The sequence below is a fragment of the Streptomyces sp. NPDC002324 genome (assembly GCF_053593335.1).
The window spans coordinates 71,350-91,609 of record NZ_JBSFCF010000028.1; the positions used below are offsets into that span (position 1 = coordinate 71,350).

Annotated in this window: 14 protein-coding genes; 9 read left to right on the top strand and 5 right to left on the bottom strand. The window is 70.4% G+C overall.

Annotated elements, in window-relative coordinates; all coding sequences use genetic code 11:
- Positions 1-60 precede the first annotated feature (60 nt).
- Both ACWCRJ_RS30320 and ACWCRJ_RS30325 read right to left on the bottom strand, forming a co-directional pair.
- Positions 61-2,193 (bottom strand): eCIS core domain-containing protein, encoded by a 2,133-nt coding sequence (locus ACWCRJ_RS30320; RefSeq protein WP_450942288.1) that lies wholly within the window; start codon positions 2,191-2,193, stop codon positions 61-63.
- Between the two features lie 763 nt (positions 2,194-2,956).
- Positions 2,957-3,166 (bottom strand): hypothetical protein, encoded by a 210-nt coding sequence (locus ACWCRJ_RS30325; protein ID WP_450942289.1) that lies wholly within the window; start codon positions 3,164-3,166, stop codon positions 2,957-2,959.
- 341 nt (positions 3,167-3,507) lie between these two features.
- On the opposite strand from ACWCRJ_RS30325, the gene ACWCRJ_RS30330 reads away from it, so the two are divergent.
- Together ACWCRJ_RS30330 and infA are read left to right on the top strand one after the other, a co-directional pair.
- Positions 3,508-4,299 carry a GNAT family N-acetyltransferase gene (locus ACWCRJ_RS30330; protein ID WP_450942290.1) on the top strand — a complete coding sequence of 264 codons (792 nt, stop codon included), beginning with the start codon at positions 3,508-3,510 and terminating at the stop codon, positions 4,297-4,299.
- Positions 4,296-4,520 carry a translation initiation factor IF-1 gene (gene infA / locus ACWCRJ_RS30335; RefSeq protein ID WP_152167066.1) on the top strand — a complete coding sequence of 75 codons (225 nt, stop codon included), beginning with the start codon at positions 4,296-4,298 and terminating at the stop codon, positions 4,518-4,520. The genes ACWCRJ_RS30330 and infA overlap by 4 nt, the downstream gene beginning before the upstream one ends.
- A gap of 205 nt (positions 4,521-4,725) precedes the next feature.
- Here the strand turns inward: infA and ACWCRJ_RS30340 are convergent, their stop codons facing one another.
- Complete coding sequence (locus tag ACWCRJ_RS30340) at positions 4,726-8,088, bottom strand: alpha-L-rhamnosidase-related protein (RefSeq protein WP_450942291.1); 3,363 nt, start codon at positions 8,086-8,088, stop codon at positions 4,726-4,728.
- A 277-nt stretch (positions 8,089-8,365) separates the two neighbouring features.
- Here ACWCRJ_RS30340 and ACWCRJ_RS30345 point away from each other — a divergent pair, with 277 nt between their 5' ends.
- Positions 8,366-9,406, top strand: a complete 1,041-nt coding sequence (locus tag ACWCRJ_RS30345) for a LacI family DNA-binding transcriptional regulator (protein ID WP_450942292.1) — start codon at positions 8,366-8,368, stop codon at positions 9,404-9,406.
- A gap of 166 nt (positions 9,407-9,572) precedes the next feature.
- Here ACWCRJ_RS30345 and ACWCRJ_RS30350 read toward each other — a convergent pair whose 3' ends face one another.
- Positions 9,573-9,899, bottom strand: coding sequence for a carboxymuconolactone decarboxylase family protein (locus tag ACWCRJ_RS30350; RefSeq protein ID WP_450942293.1), 327 nt, complete (start codon positions 9,897-9,899; stop codon positions 9,573-9,575).
- Between the two features lie 223 nt (positions 9,900-10,122).
- Between ACWCRJ_RS30350 and ACWCRJ_RS30355 the strand changes: the two genes are divergently transcribed.
- The 4 genes from ACWCRJ_RS30355 to ACWCRJ_RS30370 all read left to right on the top strand — a co-directional run bounded on the left by ACWCRJ_RS30355 (position 10,123) and on the right by ACWCRJ_RS30370 (position 17,138).
- Positions 10,123-10,566: an amphi-Trp domain-containing protein gene (locus ACWCRJ_RS30355; RefSeq protein ID WP_450942294.1), complete on the top strand. Its 444-nt coding sequence runs from the start codon at positions 10,123-10,125 to the stop codon at positions 10,564-10,566.
- 419 nt (positions 10,567-10,985) lie between these two features.
- Positions 10,986-13,139, top strand: coding sequence for a molybdopterin cofactor-binding domain-containing protein (locus tag ACWCRJ_RS30360; RefSeq protein ID WP_450942295.1), 2,154 nt, complete (start codon positions 10,986-10,988; stop codon positions 13,137-13,139).
- Positions 13,140-13,161: 22 nt separating this feature from the next.
- Positions 13,162-13,617 (top strand): (2Fe-2S)-binding protein, encoded by a 456-nt coding sequence (locus ACWCRJ_RS30365; RefSeq protein ID WP_450942296.1) that lies wholly within the window; start codon positions 13,162-13,164, stop codon positions 13,615-13,617.
- A gap of 602 nt (positions 13,618-14,219) precedes the next feature.
- Complete coding sequence (locus ACWCRJ_RS30370) at positions 14,220-17,138, top strand: glycosyl hydrolase 115 family protein (RefSeq protein ID WP_450942297.1); 2,919 nt, start codon at positions 14,220-14,222, stop codon at positions 17,136-17,138.
- Between the two features lie 80 nt (positions 17,139-17,218).
- Here ACWCRJ_RS30370 and ACWCRJ_RS30375 read toward each other — a convergent pair whose 3' ends face one another.
- Positions 17,219-18,091 (bottom strand): class I SAM-dependent methyltransferase, encoded by an 873-nt coding sequence (locus ACWCRJ_RS30375; protein ID WP_450942298.1) that lies wholly within the window; start codon positions 18,089-18,091, stop codon positions 17,219-17,221.
- Between the two features lie 220 nt (positions 18,092-18,311).
- Between ACWCRJ_RS30375 and ACWCRJ_RS30380 the strand changes: the two genes are divergently transcribed.
- Positions 18,312-19,007 (top strand): winged helix-turn-helix transcriptional regulator, encoded by a 696-nt coding sequence (locus tag ACWCRJ_RS30380; RefSeq protein ID WP_450942299.1) that lies wholly within the window; start codon positions 18,312-18,314, stop codon positions 19,005-19,007.
- A 321-nt stretch (positions 19,008-19,328) separates the two neighbouring features.
- A complete protein-coding gene (locus tag ACWCRJ_RS30385; protein ID WP_450942300.1) occupies positions 19,329-20,162 on the top strand; it encodes a PIG-L family deacetylase in 834 nt (277 codons plus the stop codon).
- Positions 20,163-20,260: the final 98 nt, after the last annotated feature.

Below are 20,260 nucleotides of genomic sequence, written 5' to 3' on the forward strand. Positions count from 1 at the left end.
GCACCCGTACGAACACACCCACCCGGGATCGGATCGCACTCGACCGCCGGGCCGACGTGGTCAGGATGTGCTTCGGGTCCGTGGGCCGACCAGGCCTTCGTACAGGGCCCGCCGCTCCCGGGAGCCGTCCTCGGTTTCCGCCAGCGCGGCGTCCCACTGTTTCTTGATCTCGTCCAGGAAGGTGCGCCAGTCGCCGCTGGAATGGGCTTTACCCATCTCCGCCAGTTCGACCAGGCGTTCGTTCTTGCCCAGGCCGCCCGAGCCGACCTTGTCGCCCTTGTGGCCGTGCAGGACCGACTCCGGGTTGGCGGTGGCCTCGGTGGAGCGGAAATCGTGCTGGTAGCCCACCGGGCTGGTGGCATGCGGTGCGAGGGTCTCGATGCCGATCTGCAGGGAACCGTCCTTCCGCGTGGTCGGCCGGTGGTGGACCAGCAGCATGTGGCCGTGCGACCCGTCCGGCAGTACCACGTCGCCGTTCCAGTCCTTGGAGCCGAGGCCGCCGCCGGAGACGTTCTGTCCCCACAGGTCGGGCCGGTTGGCACCGACGGACACCATGTTGGTGACCGACGCGATGGGGCCGCCCTTCTCCTTGAACGCGCCGGGCTTGCCCTCCTTGTTCGCCTCGATGGAGGTGCGGTGCGTGGCGAAGCCACGGTCGATGACGTCCCCCGCGCGGGTGTTCGTACGGTCGTCCTGTGTCACGCCCAGGAACTCCGGCAGCGAGTAGGCCGGTTCGTCCGCGGAAGTCAGAGCGGGGATGCGGATGTTGACCCGCCCGCCGTGGGCGAGGGCTCGGATGACATCCTTCTCGTAGTCGGCGACGTGTGCCCCGGCCTTCGGGTCGTACAGCTTCAACCCGTGCTGCAGGATGAGCAGCACCTTGGTGAGCATCTCGCGGGCCCGCGCGTCCTTCGCCGCGAAGTCCGACTCCGTGCTCCTGCCCTTGCCCTTGGCCGTCGCGGGGCCCGCCTCGGGGACGCCGTCCGGGTGTCGGCGCTCGGGCGCGATCCCGGCCGGATGCAGGGTGTCGATGGCCGTCTCCCTGATCTGCTGGTCACGCTCCCGTTCCAGGCCCTCCTTCTCCCCCGGTGGGGTGTCGGGGGCCTGGGTGAGCATGAACCGGCCGAGCGTGTAGTCCGGCGAGATCGGCGTTCCCCGGCCCGTCGCCCGCACGTCCGGGTGGTTGGCGCGAACGGCCAGGGTGGCCGTGAGCACACGCTTGCCCGCAGGAAGCGTCAGCCAGGTGTCGAAACGGCCTTCGGTGTACTTCTGGGCCTGCTCGTAGGTGCCGATGCCCACCGCTTCGAGCCACTGGGCGTTCACCTGGGAGAGGTGCCTGATGTCGTCCAGCTCCTGGTCGTTGAACGTCTCGCCGCGCATCACCCGCCGGTCGAGGGTCTTCCTGAGCCGCGCCGGCCCCTCGACCATCCACTGCTCGGGCCACCAGGTACCCGGTGCGAAGACGTTCTTCTTCATCTTGCTCTGGACCGTGTGCTGTTCGATCGACTGGCTCAGGCGGGCGATGACCTCCGCCCCCTTGGCCTGCGGTCCGGACTGCCCGGACTGCCCGGCCTCCACGGCTTGTTCGGTGACGGGCTCCTCGGTGGCGGCGCTCTGCCGCACCCGCTGTACGAACGCCGAACCGGCGTGGGGGTGCGCGTGGTGGTGCTCCGCGTGGCCGTTCGGGTGCTCGTGCTCCGCGGACAGGCGCTGGACGGGCGCGGGGGCGCTCATGACCTGGTCGGCCGCGGCGACAGCCCGGCGTTCACCCTCGTCACGAGGGTTGGAGATACGCAGGCCCGCGCCGTTGTCGGAGCCCGGTACGGGTCCCGCCGCCTGATCGAGGGTGTGCGCCAGCTCGTGCGCCCAGTCCTTCCTGGACATCCCACCACCGTCGACGATGTGCGCGCCGCTGGTGAAGGCCCTGGCCTCGACCGCCGCGGCCGCACGCCGCGCCGCGGGCCCGTCGTGCACCTGGACACCGCTGAAGTCGGCGCCACCGAACCGTTGTTCCATCTCGCCGCGCAGCGCGGAATCGAGGGGGCGCGACGACGAGCGCAGGCCTTCGTCCACCGCGGCCCGCTGCACCTGGGACTGATCGGTGGACTCGGGCTCCCGGTCGGCTCCGGCGGACGACGAGGTGGCCCCGCCCCCAGCCACGCGCTGCAGATGCCGTACCCACGCACCGCTCATGGTCGTCGACGGCGACTGCGTCCGGCGCGTCGTGCCCGATGCCCGCTCGCCGACCCTGAGATGCTCCCGACCTACGGAGTGCACAGGTGGTCCTCCTCGACAACTCGGCTGCCCTGCCACCCGTTGTAGACGAAGCCCGTGCCCCACCGGAAGGACCTAAAAGGCAGGATCCGGTGCCCCCAGGGTGTCGTCCCCGGCAGCCGCCCCCATGCCCAGCAGCCGTACGACGGCGGCGTTCCCCGCCGCGTCCTGGAGACGGGCCAGGCGTGCGACCACGGAAACTTCCGGAGCGGACTGCGCGATTCCGCCGTCCACACCGGACGGCCCTTCGTGCCGCATCCCGGTCCTGCCCGTTGCCCCCTGCGACGCCCCGTCCTCCACCACACCCCACCGTCTCCGCGCCGGCTCCGCACCACCCTGACCGGCCCGGCGGGCAACCGGGCCACCCTGCACCCCTGTTGTAACCGAGGCGCCGCCCCGGAGGAAGGACCGGAGCGGGCAGGAACGGGTGCCCCCGAGAACCCCGTCCTGCTCTGCTTCCTGCTTCGGACGCAGCTCGTCCGCCCCCGTCTCCGTCACGACAGGTCCGGCCACGCCATGCCACGCCCAGACGGCCGGGTGCGACGCCCCACCGCGCGGTAGGCACGTCCGCCGACGTCGGAAAAGACCGCACCGGCCCCGAGGACATCCTCGGAGCCGGTGCGACGGCGCACGACACCAGGGTGGGTGTCCAGACACAGTCGAGGGGCAGGCGTTGCCCCGGTCAGCGGACGAGTCCGGCGGGCTTGGTGACCTTGCCGAGCACCCACTCCAGGGGCCCCGTCGGAAGAAACGGGACCAGCAGGTCGCGAACACGGTCACGGCGGCGATGGAAGCCGAGCAGCACGTGCGGCGGAGTGCCGGGCAACTCCTCGATGCCCAGCAGGTGAATGCCAGGCTGTGCCGCGGCCCGCGCCTGGAGTATTCGGACCATGTCCGGCCCACCCCCGCCACCCTGCGAGTACGGCCCCCGCCGGGTGGCGGGCCCGGTCGGTTGCGGAGCGACGGGTTCACCATCATGGCGAGCAGCAGGAAAGTGACAGCCGCCTTCGGACTCGGGACGTCGGGCCGCACCGCTGCCGGGTGTGGAAAAGGACTGGAACGAGGCGGCGCCCCGCTGCTAGCTTCGCGGAGGACCGTTGAACCGACGTAGGGAGGTGAGCCCCGTGAACACAGTTACCCGTGGGTGCTCCCTCAACCCGTCACGGTCCGGCGGCTGACACTCGGTGTCGCCAGGAGCGCCTGAGATCGAGGCACTCCTGGAGGGAGACTCCGATGGACACGCAACAGATCACTTACGGCCCGAGCGAGAACGCGGTGATGATCACACGCGTCGCGGACCGACACTGGCATGCACTGAATGACGACCTGGTGGTCGGCCGCGGACACGCGGCGCAACGGCCCGACGGACGCTTGTTCGTCAGCATCGACGCCTGGCGCGAGGCCACCTTCGACCGGCTCGCCGAGGCGATGCTGGCCGACCTGCCGGCGCCGCTGTACACGGTGGTCGACGCAGCCGACGTCGAGCTGACGGCCGGCTGGCTGCGGGCCGGTTTCACGGTCAGGCGCCGCGAGTGGGAGTACGTCGTGCCGACCGACCCACGGGTCACAGGACTTGAAGCGGTCCTGCCGCCTGTGGGTGTGACGATCGTGCCCGCCGGTCAGGCGGACGAGAGTCTGCTGCGGGCGGCGGACCGCGCGATCCGCGACGAGGTCGAGGCGAGTGTCGGCTGGCAGTCGATGCCCGCCGAGGTGATCCCCTTCCCCGAAGGCGACACCATCGTCGACCCGTCGAGATACGCGGTGGCCGCGTCGCAGGAGGGCTACCTGGGTCTGATCCGCGTGGTGACGGCGATCCGGCCGCGCATCGGGCTGATCGCGGTCCGGGCCGGCGAGCAGCGGCGCGGAATCGCGCGGGCGCTGCTCGCCCACACACTGCGAACTCTGCACCACTCGGGGTTCGCCGAGGCCCACACCGAGGTCCACGAGTCCAACATTGCGGCCTCCGCGCTGTTCCAAGGCATCGGCGCCCGGTCGATGAGCAGCAACCTGGAGCTGGTGCGATGACGAGGAACAGAAACGTCATCGAGGTCGAGGGCAGGGTCGTGGAGTGCCTGCGCAGCGCCATGTTCACCGTGGAGCTGGAGAACGGCCACCAGGTGCTCGCGCACATCAGCGGGAAGATCCGCAAGAACTACATCAAGATCATGCTGGAGGACCGGGTGCTGGTGGAGCTCCCGCCGTACGACCTGACGCGCGGCCGGATCGTGTTCCGGTACCGGAACTAGTGCCGGAGCAGGCCGCGTCTGCCTCGTGACGGTCTGCCGCGTGGGTGGTTCCCCGCGCGGTGGGCCGGCCCGGAATGATCACGTGGCGGAACGAGTGCGGTTTCGTGAGATCGATGGCGACGAGGGACGGCGGCTGCGGCGGATCATCCGCAGCAGCCGCCGGATCCGTGATGCCCTGGCGGCGACCGCTTGCCTCCACCGGTCGTCAGCCGACGCGGAGCTCGGCGAGCTGGAGCCGGTACTTGGTGGACTCGTCCGTGGCGGGCCTGCCGAGCTTGGTGACCCGCAGGCGTAGGTGGCGGCCGGTGGTGGAGGTCAGGGTGTAGGTCTGGGCGGCTCCGCCGGGGTTCGGTTCACCGGTGACGGTACGGGCCGTGGTGTAGGAGGTGGCGCCGTCGAGGCGGGTCTGGATCGTGAAGTCGACCGGGAAGCCCGCCGTACCGCCGCCCGCGCCGCTGGTGTCCGTGCGGGGGTGGAGGGTGACGGTGCCGATGGCCCGGTCGGCGCCGAGGTCGACCTCGATCCAGACGGGCGTGCCGCTGACATCGGCGGAGGGGAAGTCGATGCTGGTGAAGCCCTTGGCGCCGGCCGTGCTGGTGAGGGTGCCGTCGAACACCCGGGTCTTGCCCCAGTCGCCGTTCTCCAGCGTGCAGTTGCCGGTGACGGTGGTCGCGGCGGTGGGGACGGTGAGTTCGGCGAGCTGGAGACGGTACTTGGCGGACTCGTCCGTGGCGGGGGTGCCGAGCCGGGTGGCCCGCAGCCGCACGTACCGGGCGGTGGTCGTCCGGAAGCCGTACGTCTGGACCCGGCCGTCTGGGTTGGCCTGCCCGGTGACGGTGCGGACGGTGGTGTACGAACCGGACCCGTCGGGCCGGGTCTGGATCGTGAAGTCGACCGGGAAGCCCGCCGTTCCGCCCCCGGCCGCCGGAGTGTCGGTGCGGGGGAAGAGGCGCACGGCGTCGAGGTCGGTGTCGGCGCCGAGGTCGACCTCGACCCAGACGGGGTTGGCACCGACGTCGGCGGAGGTGAACTCGTTGCTGGTGTAGCCCCGCGCGCCGCTGACACTGGTCGGCTTGCCGTCGGTGAGCCGGTCGCTGCCCCAGTTGGCGTTCTCCAGGCTGTTGTTGCTGGTGACCGGACGGGCGAGCGCGAGGTTGTCGAGCCGGCCCGCGCCGGTGACGGTGAAGGTCCACGCGCCAGGCTGGAGCAGGAAGTAGACGTACGAGGCGTCCTTGCCGTCGTGGGCGAGCCCACCGACGCTGCCGGTGGAGGAACCACCGCTGAAGACCGTGGTGTCGCCCGCCTTGATGACGGGCTGCGCACCGCCGTAGGTCGGCACGCCCACCCGGGCGGTCGTGCCGTTCGGGGAGGTGAGGGTCAGCGTCGCCTTCGCTCCCTCGCGGGTGATCCCGAAGCGGATGTCACCCTTGACCGTGGGCACCACTGAGTCGATCTTCGTCAGGGTGCCGGTCTGCGGGATCACCTCGTACGTGCTCCAGCCGGGCTTCGTGGGGCGGACGCCCGCGGCGTACGCGGACAGGGCGTACAACGGGCCGCCGTTCCAGGCGTGGTTGTCGGTGCCGGCGGCCTTCTCCCACACCTCCCACAGCGTGTGGCAGGCGGGGTCGGTGACCTGGGCGGCGAACCGGTTGCGTATCCGCTCCTCGGCGACCGTGGCCGCGCCCATCAGGTACAGCGCTTCGAGGACGTAGAACTCCATGTAGGGGCTGGCGTTGAGGTGGGTGCGCAGTACCTCGGTGATGGCCCTGTACCGGGAGGCGGGGGCCAGGCCGGCGACGACGGCGAGGCCATGGGCGCGGTCGTCGGTGTCGCGGGTGTAGCCGGGTGAGCGGTACTCGTTCCTGGAGGTGTTCCACAGGACGCGGTCGAAGTTGGTCCTGATGCTGTCGCGCCGGGACTTCCAGCCCGCCACGTCACCGGTGTTGCCGCTCAGATCGGCGAGCTTGGCCGCGGTGTCCAGCGCCAGGTAGTACCAGCAGTTGTCGAGGACCCGGACGTCGATGTCGGAGCCCCAGTCCTCCCAGTCCCAGTCCCCCGCCCGGTGGTTGACCAGGCCGTCGCTGTCCAGGGTCCACAGGTCCAGGTACCTCTTCACGGCCGGGTAGGCGACGGTGACGGCGTTCTCGTCGCCGGTGTAGAGGTAGTAGGTCCAGAACGACCACACCGAGGCGAGCATCTGGACGGGCAGTTCGGCGGTCCAGATCGTCGTGGGGACCGGGGAATACAGCTGCCCACCGGACTTCTGCCAGGCGGCGAGCTGGGCGATGGCCTTCTCGCCGAGCGCGTGGGACCTGGTGTCGAAGGTGTAGAAGCCCTCCTTGAGCTGGTTGACGACGTCCCCCCACCACTGGGCGCGTTCACGCGTGGGACAGTCCATGTAGTTGTCGCGCATGTTGACGTACATGGTGCGGGCGGCCTTGGTCCACAGCGTGTCGAGGAAGGCGTCGCTGCTGCTGAACGACCCGGCGAAGTCGGTGTCATAGCCCGACTCCCGGTACTTCAGCTCCAGGATCGTCACATCGGAGGGAATGGTGTACCGCACCGCGGTGCCGCTCATCCACCCCAGTGACTCGAACTCCTGCACACCACCGGCGCATACGTAGGTGGCCCGCATGTTGTACTGCGTCCCGGGCTCGATGCCCACCAGGCCCGCGCCGTCGTCGTAGTGGTCGGTCTGGATGCCGATCACGGCCCCGGCGGGGGCGTCCACCTTCAAGAACGGGGTCACCTGGATGTTGGACGGCAGCGTGGCCGAGATCGCGGTGGACCCGCGCCCGGTCGTCGGCAGCGACGAGGCGTTGGTGTAGGTCTTCAGGCCGGAGTAGCGGAACTGCGGGATCGGCCGTTCGACGAGGCCGTTCCAGGGCGCGGCCCCCGCGGCACCGAAGTCGGTGGGTGCTGTCCAGGCGCTGTCGTCGAAGCCGGGCGAGCGCCAGCCCGAGATGACGGCGGCGGCACGGGCGTCGTAGTACACGTTCGACTCGGGCAGCCGGAAGTTGACCTGCGTACCGCTGGTGTTGTTCGAGTAGCCCGGGTGGACGGTGTGCTTCCAACCGGTGTCGCTGACCACCCGCGTGGTGGTCGAGCCGGTCTCGACGTCCGACTGGAACAGCAGCCCGCCCTTGCCACTGCTGTTGTGCGAGAACCCCTGCTTGCCGAAGTACCACACCAGCAGTGCCACCGTGTTGCTGCCGCTGCGCAGGTAGGGGGCGAGGTCGACCTCGTCGTGGTAGGTGTCCGTACGGTTCGGACCGCGCTTGAGTCCGCCCTCGAAGACGACCAGCGTGCCGTTCACCCACAGCCAGTACTTCGAGTCGGCCGCGATCTGCGTGACCGCCTTCGACGGCGCCGAGGCCAGGGTGAACGTCTTCCGGAAAGCCACCCACTGGTTCGCGGAACTGGACGGCGCCCAGATCCACTTCGCCGTCCAGGAAACGGCGGCGGCCGCCGCGGACCCGAGTCCGGGCAGTACGAGGGAGCCCAGGGTGGGAGCGAGGGCCACGGCTATGGCCGAGCGCAGGGTGGACCGGCGTGTGAGGTCGGGCATGGCGGCTCTCCTGGTTCGGCGATCTGAATCGACCTTCGACGCTGCGTTGAATCGATTCAATAAAGGGTCTCATGTGGCTCATGCGACGGTTCATGTGGCACATTCGTAAAACGTGCCACACGGGAACGCCCAAAGATTGCGGGGAGGAGGCCCGAATCGTCAAGGTCCCCGCGAGTAACGTTCCCGAGGCGACGAGGCGCCGCGGCCACGAGACGACGGTGCCGAGGGGCGTAGCGATGCATGACGCGGGTTCGAACAACGGAGGTGGGGACCACCAGTGCAATCAGCGGGCGGCTCGAAGAGAGTCACGATCGCCGATGTCGCGCGCAGTGCCGGGGTGTCCACCTCGGCGGTGTCGAAGGTGCTCAACAAGGCCTACGGGGTGAGCCCGGCGATGCACGACCGGGTGCGGACGGCCATAGCCGAACTGGGCTACCGCCCGCACGCGGCGGCACGCGGTATGCGGGGCCGCACCTACACGCTGGGCGTGCTTCTGGCGAGCATGCGCAACGCCTTCTACGCCGATCTGCTGGACGGCGTGAACGCGGCCCTGCGGGACACCGAGTACGCCCTGTTCCTGGGCTCCAGCGGCTCGTCCGAGATGGAGGACCAGACCCGGCTCATCCACGCCATGGCGGACCGTCAGATGGACGGCCTGATCCTGATCGCGCCCGCCGTCCGGCGCACGGAGGTGGAGCGCCTCGCGGCCGAGGTGCCGACGGTCGTGATCGGCCATCACGACCCCTCCCCCACGTACGACTCCGTGGTCAACCAGGACGGGGTGGGCGTGGACCTGGTCATCGACCACCTCGTCGGTCTCGGACACCGGGACATAGCCCATCTGTCGCATCCGACCGTGCGCGGCACCCAGTGGGAGCAGCGGCCCGAGCACCACGTACGGGCCGCCTACCGTGCGGCGATGGCCCGGCACGGGCTGGCGGACCTGGCCCGGATCGAGCACTCCGGGTACTCGGACGAGGGCGGCTACCGGGGCGCGAGGGAACTGCTCACCTCCACGCGCCCGCCCACCGCGATCTTCGCGGGCGCGGACGTCGCCGCGACCGGCGTCTTCCGGGCCGCCGCCGAGCTGGGCCTGCGCATCCCCGAGGACCTGTCACTCGCCGGCTACAACAACACGTCGGTCGCCGCGCTGGCGCCGGTGAGCCTGACCAGCGTCGATCAAGCCGGCGCCATGATGGGCGAGACCGCGGCCCGGCTGCTCCTGGAGCGGATCGAGAAGCGACGCGACCGGGCGGTGGTCATGGCGTCGACCCCGCATCTGGTGCCTCGCGGGAGCAGTGGTCCGGCGCGCCGGTGAGCCTGTACGTGCGTGGTGGTCGGTCTGGGACGTGGAACGTTCCACGGGATCGGCCGGGTCGACCCGCGGTGCTGGGACCCGCGCCCAACCGCCGGCCTCCGTTGCCCGGGTGCCGACAGGCACCCGGGTCATTCCGCCCGGACCACCGCCTCCAGGGACGTCTCTCTCAGCCCTGAGGCCCGATCTCGGTATCGGCAACCGCGATGGCGATGCCGAGCGCCGTGGCGATGTTGCCCGCTGCCGTCATGACCCGGGCGGTGCCCACGATGGGAGCGATGGCGACCAGGACGTCCTGCAGTTGGTCGGCGGTCATGCCGGCCCTGAGGGCGGGGTCGATGTGGGCCACGTAGGAGATGGGCGGGGCGTCCGAGGCGGCGAGTGCCGCGATGCGGGTGAGGATGAGCATGTCCGGGGCCAGCCGGCAGCGCTCGAGCGAGTCGACCGTCATGGCGGCGAGGGTGTCCAGGACAGGGGTGTCAGACGCGGTCGTCATATCGCATGCCCTCCTGGTGAGTCTCGGGCCCGAGAAACCTACGCGGCGGAAGGAACCGGGTCCGCGAACTCGGGAGTGAGTTCTCCTCAACCGTAGAAGCCATCCGGCTTGCGCGCACGAGGCGGGCATCAGCGACGGCCCCTGCCGCAGGCCTGAGGATGCCCGATCTCGCACCTGGCACCAGAATGGACACTGTCTGCCCTTCCGTCGGAACGGAGACAACGTGAAGGACCTCAAGTTCGAGCAGAAGCGCTCTCTCTCCCGGCTTGAAGCAGCTGACCAGCTCGCGGCCCTCGCAGCCGCGTTGCGGGAGGGCGGGGAAGCCGAACTGGAATTCGGCCCCGGGACGCTGAGCCTGCGGATCCCCGACGACCTGCGCAGCGAGGTGGAGGTCGAGATCGGCGACGGCGAGGTCGAGCTGGAAATCGAGTTCAAGTGGCCGACCGCACCGACCGCACCGACCGCCGCGGCACGATCGCGGACGGCAGCCGACCCGACGGACAGGTCGGACACATCAGATGCATCGGATCCGTCGTCGCATGCGACGACGGACACGAAGAAGATCACACGGCGAAGGCGCCCGGGCAGCGAACCGACTCGGAGCGGCACCGCTTCCGCCACCAGTAGGAGCAAAGGCGGGAAGCGGTCCGCCACCGAATCACCCTGAGTGGGGTGATGCCCTCGGGTGGGGGTGAGCGGCTCTCGTGTGCTGTCGTGTCGCTCCGCCGCACAGCGCAGGCCAATGGCCGGCTGGGGGCGCCGACGTTCCCGGAGCCGGGCGCACACAACACCAGCGGGGCTACGCCGGCCGAGTCGGAGTCGGTTCCGTGTGCGTAGATGTGGTCGCCGCCGACAGAGCCGCCGCTCCCGCTTGCCTGCCGCCGATGGTGCCTGCCTTGACACGCGACCACGCCCGGCCGGCATAGGTCCGCCCCAGACGTTTCCCTGCCGCCGCCCCGAGGTCGGGAGTGACCGTCACCAACTCGGCTCGGCATGCCTTCGACAACTCCGCTCCCCCAGGCAACCCCATAGGGCGCTGGCCCCTCAAACAGTGGAAGCACGGGGTTACTTGGAGAGGGGCGTCCGTTGGCTCGTCAGTTGTCCCGCCGGAAGTTCGTCGTCTATTCGCTGGCGGCGTCCACCCTGACCGTGGCCGCGCCACTCGGTTGTGATGCCACGACGGCGCAAGGCGTCGAGCCCTCCGCGGACGTCACGCGTCGGCCGTCCGACGTCCTGGTCACCGGCGCCGACGAGGAGATGCTGGTCCTGGAAGTCACCAAGGCCAACAGGGTCGTCGTCCGGCTGCCGCGCGTCGAGGTCGGCCAAGGGGTCACGACCGCGGTCGCCATGATGATCGCCGAGGAACTGGACGCGCGGCTCGTGGACGTGGACATCCCGCTCGCCGGCGCCCGCTCCAAGGGCAACCAGTTCACCGGCGGTTCGAGTTCGGTGAGTTCGCTGTACGGTCCGGCCCGCGAACTGGCCGCCCTGGCGCGCGCCAAGCTGGTGACCGCGGCGGCCAGGCGCTGGCACCTGCCCGCGCGGAGCCTGAAGACCCGGCACACCAAGGTGGTCGCACCGGACGGGCGTTCGGCCACCTTCGGGTCACTGACCGCGAGCGCCGCCCGGATCACCCGGCCGGCCGTGTCGGCCAAACCCAAGCCTGCCTCCCGGCACAAGGTGATCGGGAAGGCGACGACCCGGATCGACGCCCGGGACATCGTCACCGGCAAGGCCGGTTACACCGGTGACCTGACCGTGGCCGGGGCGAAGCCGACCGTGGTGGCACGGCCGCCGACGCTCGGCGGGAAGGCGGTCTCGGTCGACTCACAGGCCGCACGGGCCATGCCCGGCGTACACGCGGTCGTGAAGGTAGCCGGTGGGGTCGCCGTGGTGGCGGAGTCCTTCCATCACGCGTTCCAGGCGAGGGACGCCCTGCGGATCACCTGGGCCCCGGGCCCGCTCGTGGCGCTCTCCGACTCCGCGATCCGCTCACGGCTGCGGGCCGCCGTCCCCCGGCTCGGCACCCCTCCGCGCGGTTCGGCGCAGACCGAGGCCGAGTTCGAGTTCGCCTTCGTCGGCCATGCCCCCATGGAGGTGCTGACCGCGATAGCCGACGTCCGCGCGGACCGTGCCGGGATCTGGTTCTCCTCGCAGTCGCCGATGGACGCGCGGGACACCATCGCCACGGCGGTCGGGTTGCCCGGGTCGAAGGTGAAGGTTCACGTCGTGCGAGGCGGCGGCTCGTTCGGCCGGCGGCTGAACCACGACGCCGCGATCGAGGCCGCCCTCATCTCGAAGGCGGCACGTCTGCCGGTCAAACTGATGTGGAGCCGCGCCGACGACATCCGGCACGGCAGGATGCGCCCGGCGAGCCATCACCGGATCCGTGCCAGCCACGCACGCGGCCGGGTGGTGGCGTTCACCCACGCGGTGGCCTCGGTGAGCGAGGCGTACGAGGGGCAGGAACTTTCCGCTCAGGGCAGCAGCGCCCGGGGGCCCGTCCAGGGCCGGGTGACCCAGGCCGTCGCCCGCGCCGCCGGTCCGGTGCCCAGTGACAGCGGCCTGTACAACTTCGGCCGTGTCACCGGGGATTGGGGGTCGGTCGACCTGGCGCTTCCTCTCGGCGCCTGGCGGTCGGTGGACTCCGGGACCATGCGGACCGCCGAGGAGATCGTCGTGGACGAGGTCGCGAAGCGCCTGGGCAAGGACCCGGTCGCGTTCCGGCGCACCACGCTGAGGAGCAAGGCGGTGAAAGCCGTGCTCGACAAGGTCGCCGACGCCGGCCGATGGGGCCGGAGCATGCCTGCCGGCCGCGCGCAGGGGGTCGCGGTCCACGAGGAGTACGGCTCGTGCGTGGCGTGCCTGGTCGAGATCGACGTCACCGATCCGAAGCACCCCCGGGTGACCAGGACGGTGATGGCGGCCGACGTCGGAACGGCCGTCAACCCCCGCGGACTCGAAGCCCAGCTCATGGGAACCGCGATCGACGGCATCTCCACCGTCCTGCAGGCCGGCCTGCACATCGACCGGGGCGCCGTCCGCGAGAGCAGTTACGCCGACTTCCGGTACGCCCGCCAACGTCACGCCCCGCTGCGCTTCGAGGCGCACATCATGCCCTCTCGCCGGGAGCCGGGCGGGGCGGGTGAGCTGGGCGTTCCCGCGGCGGCGGGCGCCGTGGCGAACGCCTACGCCCGTGCGACCGGCACCAAGCCCCGCCGCTTCCCGCTCGACTTCTGAACCCATCTCCGAGAAGGTGCCGATGCCCTCCTACTCCTTCCTCCTCAACGGGAAGCCGGTCACTGTCGACGCGCCGGCCGACATGCCGCTGCTCTGGGTCCTGCGGGACATGCTGAACGTCACCGGTCCCAAGTACGGCTGCGGCACCGGTGTCTGCCGGGCCTGCACGAGCCATCTCGACGGTGGTGAGATCCAGCCCTGTGTCGTTCCGGTCGCGGACTGCGCGGACCGTGAGGTCACCACGATCGAAGGTCTGGCCGACGGCGACAAGCTGCATCCCGTGCAGCAGGCCTGGCTGGACCGCGATGTCGCGCAGTGCGGGTTCTGCCAGCCGGGCCAGATCATGGCCGCGGTGGCCCTGCTGCAGAAGACGCGCCAGCCGACCGACGCCGACATCGACCGCATCGAAAACGTCTGCCGCTGCGGGACGTACTCCCGGATCCGCGAGGCGATCAAGAAGGCGGCGGCGAACGACTGACGGCCGGCCCGTGGTGCCGGGCGGCCCGGGCACCACGGGATCAGGACGACTCTGCGGGCCGCGTTCTGTCGTGGTGCTCCCTGGCAGATGCAGATGATCATCCGCCAGAGGCAGATGGGTGCGGTCGAACACGACCGGGACGTCTAGACAGGAGAGGAAAGCCGCGTCACAAGAACCTGACCTTCTCGGCCGTCAAGCAGGTGTGCAGGGAGGCGGTCCCGAGGTGACGGATGTCCGCGGAAGTCGTATGCGGGGTGCGGAATGCCGGGTGCCGGGTGCGGGGCGGCTCAGCTGATGACGTTTCCCGGCGTCTGGACGCCCTCGCGGCCCTGACCTAGGGTGTGCAGTAAGCGCTTTCTGGCCGGGTCATGCCAACCCATGACCCGGCCGGCCCACGCCCCCACGCCCCCACGCTCTGCGCCCCGCGCCGAATGCACCGCTCCCCCGCCTCCCGTCAGCGAGTCATGCGTCAGCCCTGCCCGACGGCCCGGACCCGGCCTCGGTGCGGGCCCGGCGCGGAAAGGCAGCGCCCCGTGCCGCACGACGAACCACAGAGCCCGTCGCCCGCGCCCGCGTGGACCCGTAAGTCGTTCCTCCGGGGAATGGCGGCCGTCGGAGTGGCTCCGCTGCTTCCCGGAGTGCTGCCCTCGCCGGCCCGGGCGGCCTCGTCGGACGGTGATGGCGACTTCCCGTTGCTGCGGGGCGGCGTGGCCGTCGACCTGTTCGTCGATCCGGCCGACGATCCCGCCGTGGCCCGTGCGGCCGGAGACCTCCAGGCGGACGTGGAACGGGTCGGCGGGGTGCGTCCAGGGCTGCTGCGCGCCCTGCCGGAGCAGGCCTCGCACCTCGTCCTGGTGGGCACCATCGGCGCGAGCCCTGCCATCGACCGGCTCATCGCGGAGCGGCGGCTGGACGTCTCCCGGGTGAAGGGCCGTTGGGAGGCCTCCGTGACCCAGGTCGTGGACCGCCCGCTGCCCGGAGTGGAACGCGCCCTGGTGATCGCCGGAAGCGACCGGCGCGGCACCGTCTACGGCATCTACGACACCTCGGAGCGCATCGGCGTCTCGCCCTGGCACTGGTGGGCCGACGTACCGGTCGAACGCCGCGACACCGTGACGGTGCCGTCGGGTGTCTCGAAGCGGTACGAACCGTCCGTCCGCTACCGGGGCATCTTCATCAACGACGAGCAGAACCTCACCACGTGGTCCCACCGGACGCAGGAGCCGGACAAGAACATCGGCCCCGAGACCTACCGACGCGTCTTCGAACTGCTGCTCCGCCTCAAGGCCAACTACCTGTGGCCCGCCATGCACCCGTACTCCGACTTCTTCAACAAACATCGCGCGAATCCCGAACTGGCCGACCACTACGGCATCGTCGTCGGTTCCAGCCACCCCGAGGCCATGCTGCGCAACGGCGTCCACGAGTGGGAGCCCTGGGCCAAGGAGCACCCGGCCGCCGACGGCAGCGCGCCGGTGTACGACTACACGGTGAACCCCGCCGTCATCTCCGACTACTGGCGGGCGAGGGCGCGGCAGAACGCCGGCTACGAGAGCAGCTGGACCCTGGGCATGCGCGGTCTGCACGACAGCGCGCTGGAGACCAAGCACGCCACCACCCTCGCGGAGAAGGTCGTGGTGATGAACGACATCATCACGGACCAGCGCCGCCTCCTGGCCGAAGAGGTGGGCGCCGCGGCCCAGCCACAGATCTTCATCCCGTACAAGGAGGTCCTGGAGCTGTACAACGCGGGCGTCCAGGTGCCCGACGACGTCACACTGATCTGGCCGGACGACAACCACGGCAACATGCGCCAGCTGCCCGACGCGGCGGAGCGACGACGCTCGGGCGGCAACGGCATCTACTACCACCTCTCCTACTGGGGCCGGCCCAAGAGCTATCTGTGGCTGGACACCACGCAACTGGCCAAGGTCTGGCAGGAGTTGAGACGGGTCCACGAGCACGGCGCCGACCGTATGTGGATCTTCAACGTGGGAGACATCAAGTCGATCGAGACCGGACTGTCCTTCTCCATGGACATGGCCTGGGACGTGGACCGTTGGGACGCCGACGACGTGGAGGGCTTCCTCGTCGAATGGGCCGGGCGGCAGTTCGGGCAGCGCCACGGAGCGGAGATCGCGGCGATCCGCACCGAGTACTACCGGCTCGCGGCGGAGCTGCGCCCGGAGTTCGTCGCCCGCGGCCTGCTCTCCGTGGTCCACAACGGCGACGAGGCGGGCCGCCGGATGTCCGCCTACGACCGCCTCCTCGGGCGGGTCCGGGCGCTCGGCGCCGAGCTGCCGGCGGCCTACCGCGACGCCTTCTACGAACTGGTCGAATACCCGGTCCACGGCGCTTATTTGATGAACCTGAAGTTCTACTGGGCGGAACGCAACGCTCTCGCGGTCCGCCAGGGGCGCGGGGCCGGGACGAACCGCTTCGCGGACCTGTCCGACGCCGCCCACGCCGAGGAAGTGGCCATCACCAGGCGTTACAACACCGAGGTGGCCGGCGGAAAGTGGAACGGGATCGTCAACCCGTACCCCTCGGAGATTCCCAAGGCGCCGGGCCGCCCGACCGTCACCAGGGTCGCCCGGAAGGAGACCTCGGGTCTGGGTGTGGCGGCCGAGGGCAACGAGACCGGTACCGGGCGGCCGCTGTCCTTCTCCTCGTACAGCCGTGACCGACGCTTCGTCGACGTGTTCAACACCGGCTTCCTCCCGCTGGACTGGGCCGCCGCGGCGAGCCACCCCTGGGTGCGGCTGAGCACCTCCGGCGGCACGATGACCGAGCAGACCCGGGTGTCGGTGGAGATCGACTGGGAGCGAGCACCCGAAGGCGCGTACGACGCCGAGGTGACCTTCACCGGTGCCGGGAACAGCCTCGCCGTACCCCTGCGGGTGGTCAACGACGGGAGACGGGCGCGCAAGCGGGCGCGCGGCTTCGTCGAGGCCCATGGGTACGTCTCGATCGACGCCGCGCACTTCGACCACCGGGTGGCGCGCGGCGGGGCCCGCTGGCGGACGGTACGCGGACTCGGCCGCCGTACGGCCGCCATGGAGGCGGCGCCCTCGACGGCAGCCCCGATCACCGAGGACATCACCACCCGGGCGCCGGAGCTGCGCTACCGGGTCCGCTTCGCCGGCACCGGGGACTTCCGGGTCACCCTCTTCCGGCTGCCCTCCCTCGACGAGCGCGGCCGTCGCCGTGTCGCCCTCGCCCTCGACGACCAGCCGGTCACAGTGCTGTCGGGGCAGGCCGTCGCCACCGGCAACCGCGGCGACGCCTGGGCCCGCAACGTCGAGGACGGCATCGAGAAACTGACCACCACGGTGACCGTCACCGAACCCGGAGAGCATCTCCTGCGGCTCTTCATGGTCGACCCCGCGATCGCGGTGGACCAGATCGTCGTCGACACCGGCGGGCTGCCCGTCACCTACCTGGCGCCGCCGGAGAGTTACCACCACTCCTTCAATCCCGACCCGGTGCCGGAAGCGGGCCTGGAGGTGCCGGGCCGGTAGGGGTCACCGGCAGCCCATGAGGGACGCCGCGACGGCCCACGGCCGGCCGCGGCGTCCCTCATGGACCATGCATCACGCGGTCACGCGGTTCGAGCGGTGAACAGCAGGTACTCCCACTCCATCGCCGTGCTGCCCGACCCCTTGTCGTGCCGCCTGGCGAGTTCGGCGAGGTCGCGGTCCAGCGCGGCCGTGCGGTCGGGGTCGTCGGCGACGGCCCGGTAGGCGGCGATGGTCGGCCCGTAGCGCGCCTTGAAGTAGTCGCGGAACTCCTCGGGGCTCTTGAAGCGGTCGACCAGCACCGTCTGCCTGCGTGCCTCGACATCCGTGACCCGGTCCCCGAGCAGGGCGCGGACATGCGCCTCGTCCCCCCACAGGGGCGGGGGCTGCGCGCCCGGCGGGGGCGGTGGCATGTAGGGCTTCATGGTGGCGAGCATCTGGCCGAGGAAACCCTCGGGTGTCCAGCTGAGCAGGCCGATCGTGCCTCCGGGACGACAGACGCGTACCAGTTCGTCGGCGGCGGCCTGGTGGTGCGGGGCGAACATGACCCCGACGCAGGACAGCACCGTGTCGAACTCGTCGTCCTCGAACGGCAGCGCCTCAGCGTCGGCCTGGCGCCACTCCACGTCGACGCCCCGTTCCGCCGCGAGCCGCCGTCCGGCCTCGAACAGCTCCGGAGTCAGATCGCTCGCCACCACACTCGCGCCGGTCAGCGCCGCGGGGATCGCGGCGTTGCCCGAGCCGGCCGCCACGTCCAGCACCCGTGTGCCCCGGCCCTCGGCGCCGGGAGCCCCGGCGCCGCCCCCGCCTCGCAGGCCGCACGCCTCGACCAGGATCGGGCCCAGGTCGGGAATGATCTCGGCGGCCACGGCGGGGTAGTCACCCTGCGCCCACATCGCCCGGTGCTTGGCCTTCAGGGCACGGTCGGCCTCGACCGGGTCGGGAACTTCGCTCACGACAGCTCTCCTTCTGCGCACGTACGCGGATCCAGGACGACGGTGACGGGACGGCGAACGCGTCGCCCGCCACACAACGCGACGGAACATGACGGAACAGAGCCTAGGAACGGGGCGCGCCGTCTCCTAGTACCAGATCTGTACCGGAGCGTCGGCATTCGGCACCATCAGGCCGACACCGGCCTGGTTCGTCCGGGCGTGCGGACATACGCTGCGCGGCATGGGGTCCCCGTATCGCCAGTTCTGTCCGGTCGCCAAGGCCATGGAGCTGCTCGACGAGCGCTGGACGCTGCTCGTCGTGCGTGAGCTCGTGCTCGGCAGCCGGCGATTCAACGAGTTGCGCCGCGGTGTGCCCCGGATGTCCCCCACGCTGCTGTCCAAGCGGCTGCACCAGTTGGTGCGCGCCGGTGTCGTGGAGAAGCGGACCGAGGGCAGGGACGTGCAGTACGTCCTGACTCGGGCGGGGCTTGAGCTGCGTCCGGTGATCGAGGCGCTCGGCGTCTGGGGCACGCGCTGGATCGGACGGATCGGGGACGAGGATCTCGACCCGAAGCTGCTGCTGTGGGACCTGCACCGGAACGTCGTCCATGACGCCGTTCCGGACGGGCGGACGGTGGTCCGGTTCCGCTTCCCGGACGTACCCGTGAGCGCCCGGGACTGGTGGCTGGTGATCACGCCGGAGGACACCGACGTCTGCGACGTGGACCCCGGTCACGCGGTGACGGTCACGGTGACCGCCGGCCTGCGCCGCATGATCGAGGTGTGGCGCGGCGACGTCAGCTGGTCGGAGGCTCTGCGGGTGGGCGCGGTCAAGGTGGAGGGCCCGGAGCCACTGCGCCGGGCGGTGCCGGGATGGTTCGCGCTGTCGGTGTTCGCCGCGGTGCCCCGGCCCGTCTCGGCCACGGCAAAGTCGTAGGAGCGAGTGCGGCGTCCGCTGTGCGCGTCAGCGGGGGTTGGACGGTCGCTCGGTACCCGAGTCGGCTGTGCGCGTGGCGGCCGGGGAGGCCAGGAGACAGTGGCGGCCGCCCGTCCGCCGTCGACATCGAACTGCTGCCGTTCCAGGTGAACAGGGCTCTCGACGACTGGAGCGCAACCACGTCCGCCACCGCTTCGTACCCGTCATGTCCGACCTCGACTGATGAACAAGCGACCGCGCCGGGAACAGCCGGTCGGGTCGGCGCGGTTACGCAAGCAGACCAAGACGGATCTCTGACGGATTGTGCAGGAGGACTTCTTCATGGCTGACCGGCCGCTGACGCTCATGGCTGTGCACGCCCACCCCGACGACGAGGCCACCGGAACGGGAGGGGTTCTCGCGCGGTACGCGGCCGAAGGCATCCGCACGGTTCTGGTGACGTGTACCGACGGCGGTTGCGGTGACGGACCGGGGGGCGTCAAGCCGGGCGATCCCGGGCACGATCCCTCGGCCGTCGCCTCGATGCGCCGCCACGAACTGCGGGAGAGCTGCGACGTCCTGAAGATCAGCGATCTGGAGATGCTGGACTATGCCGACTCCGGAATGATGGGCTGGCCGAGCAACGACGCCCCCGGCGCCTTCTGGCAGACCCCCGTACAGGAGGGCGCGGCCCGCCTCGCGGAGCTGATGCGGCACTACCGGCCCGATGTGGTCGTCACCTACGACGAGAACGGCTTCTACGGTCACCCCGACCACATCCAGGCCCATCGCATCACGATGGCGGCGCTGGAGATGACCACGCTGACGCCCAAGGTGTACTGGACCACGATGCCCCGCTCGATGATGCAGCGGTTCGGCGAGATCATGCGCGAGTTCAACGAGGACATGCCGGAGCCGGATCCCGCCGAGACCGCCGCGCTGGCCAAGATCGGCCTGCCCGACGACGAGATCACGACGTGGGTGGACACCACCGCGTTCAGCGGCCAGAAGTTCGACGCGTTGGCCGCGCACGCCAGCCAGGGCGAGAACATCTTCTTCCTCAGGATGGGCAAGGAGAGGTTCGGCGAGCTGATGGGCCTGGAGACCTTCGTACGTGTCCAGGACACCACCGGCGCGGCCACACCCGAGAACGACCTCTTCGCCGGGCTGCGCTGATCCGCAACCGCTCGACCCGCAGCCGCTGACCCGGCAGCCGTTGATCCGAGTCTTCCGCCGGCCCGGGGCGGGGCGTGTGACCCGCCCCGGGCGTCCTG